A 7,918-nucleotide genomic window follows, 5' to 3' on the forward strand; every position below is an offset into this window, starting at 1 on the left:
GAATTTATCCCCAAAGATAATTCAATCATTTTTAATCTGGCAAGAAAATCATGTTGCCAGCCGCTCTCTTAACATTATCGCTCAACAGCCCTTATTCAAACATCTCGCAGCTCTTCTCTTAAGCTGTAGCCGACATTCACTTTTAAGGAATTCTTCTTTTTTCTACAACTTTGGTTGAAACAACCCGGGGTGCGACAACCGAATAGCACTATTTAGCTGGTTCATAAGCATCAATAATAAAGTCATCCAACAGCACTTTTTGCTTGCCCCGATGCCAGACATAAATCTTCAAGTTATCTTCCTTGGATCGAACTTCAGGCGTGAGGTAGTCGAACTGAATTTCATTCCAGTCTCCCCAAACGACCTCTTCGGCTTTAAGCTCGAAAGCCTGGTATTTATAAGTCTTACCCTGATGATGAAAAGCAGCCACCAATACCGGAAGTATTTCGCTGTACCCATTCGGAATAAATAACTTCACCGAACCGCTGATCCAGGCATGATCAACGTTGGTTAAGTCCTGATATTGAATATCAATTCCGGGAGAAAAATGATGCTTATCGTCAAGAACAAATACATTTTCGTGGCGTGATGAGTCCGCGGGCATTTCGTTAAACGAATTTTTGTAAAGCGACTTACGCCGGTAATCGTTCCGGTTCTCAAAGTCCTGAAAAGTTTCTGTCGACCGATTGACCAACAGCAATTTCTTATCTTCTTCACTAACCGATGTTTGACCAAATATCGCCCAATAATAATCCCAGGTCATTCGCTCTTTACTAAGCACCTTGTTTTCGAATTGCCACGACTGAAATAAATTCAGCACAATAAACAGCAGTGCTACCACACTGAATGCCAGTTTTCTTGTGGGGTTTACTTTTACCTTTTCGATAAAAAACCCCATTGGGATGGCGAGCAATACATAGGCAGGAACCATTGATCGGGAGCTAAAACTGCCTCCTGCATACCACCAGGTTGTCCAGCTTGAGGCAATGTAAATATCCAGAATGATAAATATAAAGATGGTGTAAAATACCGGCTTGTTTTTTTGATACAGATGATAAAACCCGACGAAGGAAAAGAGAATAATGGGGGTGTAAATAAACCATCCTTTTCGAAAACTAAATAAAAAATCGATAGTATACGGTGTTAGAAAGTCGAGTCCCTCACCCGGATTTGTATACGAGTAAAATAAATACTCTCCGGTAATGGCTTTCCAGTACAGGGCTTGCGGAAGAAGTGCAAGCAGAAAACAAAAACCGGCAAGCAGGATCTGTATATAGTGCGTTTTCAATTCGCTTAGTTTCTGCTTGAAATAGTTTTCCTCCCCGGCATACCACAGCAAAGGAATCAACACACAGATTCCTTCCGATGGCCTGATTAAAGTGATCATTCCGGCTGATAACCCGATAATGACAGCGTGTTTTATTTGATGATCAGCATACCATCTTATGGTGAAAAAAGTTAACAGGGCGTAAAAGGTAAACAGAAAATTATGCGACAGTAAGGTGCCATCCCAAATGGTTAAATGAAAGTAATTCGTTCCGAAAAAGATAATGACCAACAGGATGCTGGTGGTGTACTGATTGAAAAAATGAAGCAAAACTTTTGCCAAATAAACCAAGCCAATCATGGCATAAAGGAGTCCTCCCAAGGTGAGGCAATACTGATAGGGCAAGGACAAGCCATCAGCCGGATAGCCCAGCGGTTCGGCAATGAAATGAGCTAAAAAGAAAAAGGGGGAATAAAGTATGGATAAACCCATGGTATACTTAATGACCCAGTTCCCATTGCCCAAATGAACCAACTGATAAAGCGTTGACGTGGGTTGGTAGGTTTCGACTAAATTCGTGAGCCACTCCTGATTGCTTAGCCCCAAATCGGAGTAAATAAATTTTGCCGGAAGATACAAGTAGTATCCAAACACATCCCAGGTCAATACATTTACCGGATCGATAAAAAAACGAAAGACCACCAAAATCAAGCAAAGCAATACGATCAGGTGTTTATAGGAGTAGTTGTATTTCATATCGAAGCTGACTTTCATGAAACATTAAGGTGTTGTGTAACGGCTACTTTTGTTTTTTAAAATCGAAGCCGCAATCGAAACAATGAATTTTCTTTCTAATCAAGGGAAATGGAACCAAAAAGAATAAGGATAAAATCAAATACAACATATCCCACTTATAATCTATTGCATATCCATTCCGTGTATTAGTTGATTTGCAATTTGGGCAAATCTCAGCAAAATCGGATGAACTTTTCGGTTTATAATTGGCTACAATTTCTTTGTCCAGATAATATTCAAATGGCTTAGTCCTTAAACACTTAAAAACATCGCCGTCAAAATCGAACAATTCAAAAAGGAAATCCTTCCAAGTAAATTCGAACTTATTATTCAATAAAAGTTGAAAATTCGTTTCAGAATCAATTATACAATCAATGTCATTCCGACTCAAAATGCCTGCTTTAATCTCCATTGGTCGATCAATCAAGGCTGGATTGTTACGAATTTCAGATTTTATTCTTAAAACCTCCATCTGCTTTTCATATTCTGAATGCAAGATTTCGGCTATTTCGTATTTCCCATTTTCATCAAACAGGTAGCCTTCATTTATTTGTTTTAATATTTCTTTAGCAAGATCCAGTTGGTCCGAGGGAACTTTTAATTTCACTCCTCCAATTGCAACAGCCCTAAAAGGATGCACCCAAACTATATTTTCATCAAATACAAAACAATCGATCCCTTCACGTTCTAATCTACCTTTTAAAATGTGACAGTCAATCGGACTATTCGAACGATACAACGTTTCAAGTTTAATCATCTGTATTTATTGGTTGTTTAGGTTACCGTTAACGGCTTAGTATCTGTTGCCGAGCGGATTTCGGGGAGCGTTCCTGTCCGAAGGACACGGAACTGCGAAACGAGAATCCGCAGTTGGCGTACCACCGAACCCCGCCCTGCAATATGTACTGTGTTACCTGCTGGCTTTTAATCCTTTTGCATTGTTTTCAATTAAGTCTAACATATTTGAATCGAATCCAATAGGAATTCTTTCTAATCCAGACATTATTTCATTCTCTTCATTGATAATTACGAATGGAGAATAGTTTTCTTTAATCATGATTTTTCCCAATATCGCATATGAAACCAAGTTTCCATTCTCTGAAATACCGTATTCTCTTTTTGCCTGAAGCTTTTCTAACACCATTTCAAGAAGTTGAATTCGTTGATTTGAATTCGTTTTATTTAACAACTCGTCCTGAAGCATAAAGAATTCAATTGTTTCAAAAGAAATTTGAATTGGAGTCTCCATTTCTCCGATAAATGGCGGATAATAATTTTTGTCACAATTTAAAGACATTAGCTTATATCGTTCTGTAATTACATTGAAGAAATCAGTTCTTCCATAAAGTTCGTCAAATCCATTGTTTTCGGATTTAATTCTTTCAAATCCGTCCTGTTGTAAATTAAATGCACCATAGTCAAGTATTAGCGGATATGTCAATAAAGTTTCCAATAAACCCTCTGTAGAAATAGATTTTAATTTGCTACTTGGGATTTGGCAAGCCTGTACCTTTTCGGTTAATGATTTTAAGTCTGCCCATTCATCCGTTCCTGGAACAATTGGATATTCGTAAGTGTCAGAAATGGAGAAAGGCATACACTCTCCTTGTTGAATAACAAGTTCGTCTTTATTACAACTAAGCAAACCAACTAAGGCAATTGTGTAAATCAATGTTTGAATGTTTTTCATAATTTGGTTTTTTATTGATTTCTTTTTCCAATTAGATGATTTTCAATTCATAATGGTTGCTTTTTCAAGCTTGCAGGTAACGGCAGTCCGTCTAAAAACCCAAACATTTTTTTCATTCATTGATGATTTCGGGCTTTTTAAGCTGCGATATGAAAATAGGGATTAAATTTTGTTTTGATAAGCAAAAGGTGTAAAAAGTATGTATTGAAGTGATTTAGGCTCTTATTTATTGAAAAATAATGGACAAATTCTCCCAGGAGCTGCTCCCACGCTTTTTTATCAATCAGGTTGATGAGTCTTCTGAAGTTGTAGGCAATCATGGTGAATCCGAAGTCAGCTTCGGCGCTTGCAAGAAACTTTTTGGTGATGATGTAATTGAATCCCCACTGGCGTTTAATGGTTCCAAAGGGATGTTCTACGATTGCCTGCCTTCGTTTGTACAACTTTTCACTGATTCGAACCCGTTTTTTGTTGTTTTCAATATGATCGGCGAACTCGCTACGCCTGACTTGCTTGCCATTCACAGCCGATTTCGTGCACAGGGGGCGTACCTGGCAGGTTTTGCATTTTGGTGTTGTGTAGTTGCGGAAACGGTAGGCTGTTTCACCGGTAGCATTTTTTGCGCGGTGCCAGTAACCTGTGGTTCTTAGGGTGTGTCCTTGCAGGCAGGTATAGGTATCGGTTTTCTGATCGTAATCAAAATGCTGCACGTCGTATCTCAGGTCAGGGGCATGTGAGGCGCCGGAAAAAGGGGGAATGGCAACAATCGCCGAAATGCCCAGAGCGTCGGCAATTGCCAGTTGGCTGCCTGTGTGGTATCCCTTGTCGTAAAGGACGGTAAAGTTGTTATGCCTTAGAATTGATTTGGCCCTTCGCAGCATCATTCCCATGGCTTTTTTATCATTGGCATTGGTTATTTTATAGTCTATCGGGATATTATTCTTGGCGTCTACGGTTGTTTGTGCTGAATACGCTACTTCGGTAATGTTATTGCGTGTAATCTGGTGTCGGCTATCAGGGTCTGATGTGGATATTTGCCTTTGTCCCGAATCCTTTAACTGTTGCTCCAGTTTCTTATATGCGTCTTTACGGCGGTTTTGCTTTTCAATTTCCTGTTCAACTTCTTTTTTTTCATCCCCGTCGCTTTGGGCCAGTACTTTGTTGTATTCGGCCAGTTTGTTGTCGATGTATTCCAGGTGCCGGTCTATTTTCTTTTGGTTGTAATTGTTCTTTTTGCTGTTCTGAGCCCTGAGCTTGGTGCTGTCTCCTGCCAGCAGCTTACCTCCGATCAGGCCGAAATACCGGGCGATACGGACTGTTTCCCGGAATACCTTTTTGATGGCCTTTGGATTGTCCCGCCTGAAATTGGCTATGGTGTTGTGATCGGGAGCCAGCGTTTTCAAAAGCCACATGACTTCGATGTTTCGTTTACACTCCTTCTCCAGTTGCCTCGATGAACGGATGCGGTTCAGGTACCCGTAGATAAAAAGCTTTAATAAGTCGGCAGGGTGATAAGCCGGCCTGCCGTTTTCCTGAAATTGACTTCTAAACCCGAAAGTTTCCATGTCCAGACGATCAACAAACAGATCGACCAGGCGAACCTCATTGTTGGAATCAATGGCCTGATCCAGTGATATGGGAAAAAGATGGGTTTGATGGCGATCATGTCCCTGTATGTATTTCATGCTTTAAGACACAAAACCAATAACAGGGATCCTCCGGTAAAACGGACTTGTTATAAACAATTCAATGTGGGTTTTTAGACAGTCTGACGGTTTGGCTATGTGGAGTGCGGGACTTTGAAACGCTTCACAGTCAGGCTGCCACTGAGCCAATTCGTTTATTCACATTTTTGTTTTTTTAGTCAAGTCGTCAAAGACGAATTGGCGGTGTAGCAACGGAGAACCGCGATTGAATTACCTGCTGAACCCCGCATTACATATAGCTTTTGTTACAAACTGGGCTTTAATTTTTTTATTCTAGTTCTACCAATTCATAACTTGTACTTCGTCCGCCTCCTTCAGTCTTTCTCAAAATATTTTTATTTATCAAGTCCTGTATATCTCTTAACGCAGTGTCTGTTGAGCATTTGGCAATTTTTGCCCATTTTGATGAAGTCAATTTTCCATCAAATCCATCTAATAATTTATTTAGAAGTAATTTTTGCCTGTCGTTCTGTAGTTTTGTTGCATTCAAATTCCAGAATTTGTGCTTGTAGATTACTTTGCCTAAAACCTGGTTCGAAGAATTTAGAGCATTAAATAAGCACATTAAAAACCATTCCAACCAACTTGTAATTTCTACAGTTCCTTTTTGTGTCTTTTCAAGAATATCGTAGTATTGTTTCCTTTCTTTGCTTATTTGTGTAGACATGCTATAAAATCGTTGTGATATTCCATCCGATTTTGCCAATTGCATATCTGTAATTGCTCTGGCGATTCTACCATTTCCATCTTCAAAAGGGTGAATAGTGACAAACCACAAATGTGCGATTCCTGCTTTAATAACAGGGTCTTGTATTTCGTTTTTGTTGAACCATTCTAAAAATTGGGTTATTTCATTCTCAATAGTTGAAGCGTCCGGAGCTTGATAATGAACTTTTTCTTTTCCCAAAGCACCGGAAACAACTTGCATTGGACCTGTTGAGTCGTCTCTCCAGTCTCCAACAATTATTCTATACATTCCACTTCTTCCAGTTGGGAATAGAGCAGCATGCCAATCAAAAAGTCTTTCTTTTGTTAATGGTATAGAATAATTTTGTGTCGCATCCACCATCATTTCTACAACTCCGTCAACATCTCTGTCGGATGGAATTAGTCCTGAAATTTCCATTCCCAAATGACGAGCCAACGATGAGCGTACTTGTTCTGGATTTAAGATTTCTCCCTCAATTTCGTTTGACTTTATAACATCAAGAGTTAATGTTTCTAGTGTTGCTTCATTTCTAAGGTCGAAGCCTAGTGATTCCATCTTACCTACAAGTTTTCCTTGTAAATTTCTTACTTTTCCTAACAACGAAAGCAGTTTTTCATTGTCCCATTTAAAGTTAGCCCAACCTTCTTTTTGGTATATATAGATTTCCATTCTCCGCAATATTTGCGATAAATATACTGCTTATTCTCCGCACATCTACCCTATTCGTTGCATATTATGCGATAAATATTGATGTTAATCGCCGCATGCTGTCTTTCTTAGCATTGTTTGTAACGGCAGTCTGTCTGAAAAGTAAAATTAAGCCATTGAGGTTTCAATATTTCATTCTTATTAAAGCCAGCTACCCAAATAATTCTTTCATGGAAAGAGGTTTTTAGACAGTCTGACGGTCACTTGTATGTGGTCGGGCGGGATTTCGAAAAGAAATCCTGTCAGACCCGCAGGAAAGTGGGCACGAGGTCTGACTTGTCAGACCGCTAAAACCCCCGCCTGCCATATACAATTTGTTAACGGTATGTAGTTTATTCATTTTCTTTTTCTTCGTTTACTGCACAGATTCTGTTTAGTCTCGGTTGGAGAAACCAAACTCCTATTGGAAAAATTGCAAATAGAATCAAGTCAATAAGAAATTCGGAAAACTTAGCTTCGTGTCCTAACTCAATTGATTTTAATGATTTTGGAACTTTATAAAATATGTAAATTATTCCCCAAAAGGTAAATGGAAACGAAACAAACGAAAGCCACATTGGAACAATATTTTTTTCAAGTCCAAGTCTTTGTAAATTTAAAAGCGAGTATCCAAGAATGCATGAAATGCCAGCGATAATTATCAAGTACTTTTTAAAGTGATATGGATTGTCAGAAATTTGATTTAAAAAGATTCCAATTGTCATAAACCACAAAAAGAATAAGACTAGCAAAATTATTGTCGATGCAACGGTAAGTTCAATCGGAGTCAATTTTCCAATACTTAATTCCATCTCTTGAAATACAAAAATTAAAATGTAGAAAAATGTCAGAATACTGAAAACTTGCCAATGTCTCAATTTTATAATTCTTTCCATATCTGTCGATTAAAGTCTAATTTTAGTGCGTGTTCTTTTTTTCACTATGTCTAGTCCTAGAATACGGCTACAGGTTAATCATTATTTTAAGCTACGTTTTGAAACACCGAGTTAGGTGTTTTGTACCCTAAAGATACATGAAGCCTTTTGTTATTATATAGTTTAATA

6 protein-coding genes are annotated in these 7,918 nt (G+C 38.6%); all 6 read right to left on the minus strand.

Features of this window, described 5'->3' with window-relative positions:
• Nucleotides 1–208: 208 nt before the first annotated feature.
• The 6 genes from GR929_RS16945 to GR929_RS16970 all read right to left on the minus strand — a co-directional run bounded on the left by GR929_RS16945 (nucleotide 209) and on the right by GR929_RS16970 (nucleotide 7,750).
• Nucleotides 209–2,023 carry a hypothetical protein gene (locus tag GR929_RS16945; protein WP_159521983.1) on the minus strand — a complete coding sequence of 605 codons (1,815 nt, stop codon included), beginning with the start codon at nucleotides 2,021–2,023 and terminating at the stop codon, nucleotides 209–211.
• A gap of 43 nt (nucleotides 2,024–2,066) precedes the next feature.
• A complete protein-coding gene (locus GR929_RS16950) occupies nucleotides 2,067–2,819 on the minus strand; it encodes a putative signal transducing protein (RefSeq protein ID WP_159521985.1) in 753 nt (250 codons plus the stop codon).
• Between the two features lie 153 nt (nucleotides 2,820–2,972).
• The gene (locus GR929_RS16955) at nucleotides 2,973–3,752 is read right to left on the minus strand and encodes a hypothetical protein (RefSeq protein ID WP_159521987.1); all 780 of its coding nucleotides are present in this window, start codon (nucleotides 3,750–3,752) and stop codon (nucleotides 2,973–2,975) included.
• Between the two features lie 137 nt (nucleotides 3,753–3,889).
• Complete coding sequence (locus GR929_RS16960) at nucleotides 3,890–5,437, minus strand: IS1182 family transposase (protein ID WP_159521989.1); 1,548 nt, start codon at nucleotides 5,435–5,437, stop codon at nucleotides 3,890–3,892.
• Between the two features lie 289 nt (nucleotides 5,438–5,726).
• Nucleotides 5,727–6,836 (minus strand): Fic family protein, encoded by a 1,110-nt coding sequence (locus GR929_RS16965; RefSeq protein ID WP_159521991.1) that lies wholly within the window; start codon nucleotides 6,834–6,836, stop codon nucleotides 5,727–5,729.
• Between the two features lie 371 nt (nucleotides 6,837–7,207).
• Complete coding sequence (locus GR929_RS16970; protein WP_159521993.1) at nucleotides 7,208–7,750, minus strand: hypothetical protein; 543 nt, start codon at nucleotides 7,748–7,750, stop codon at nucleotides 7,208–7,210.
• Nucleotides 7,751–7,918: the final 168 nt, after the last annotated feature.

It is taken from the genome of Sunxiuqinia indica (genome assembly GCF_009847015.1).
GTDB classification, from domain to species: Bacteria; Bacteroidota; Bacteroidia; order Bacteroidales; family Prolixibacteraceae; genus Sunxiuqinia; species Sunxiuqinia indica.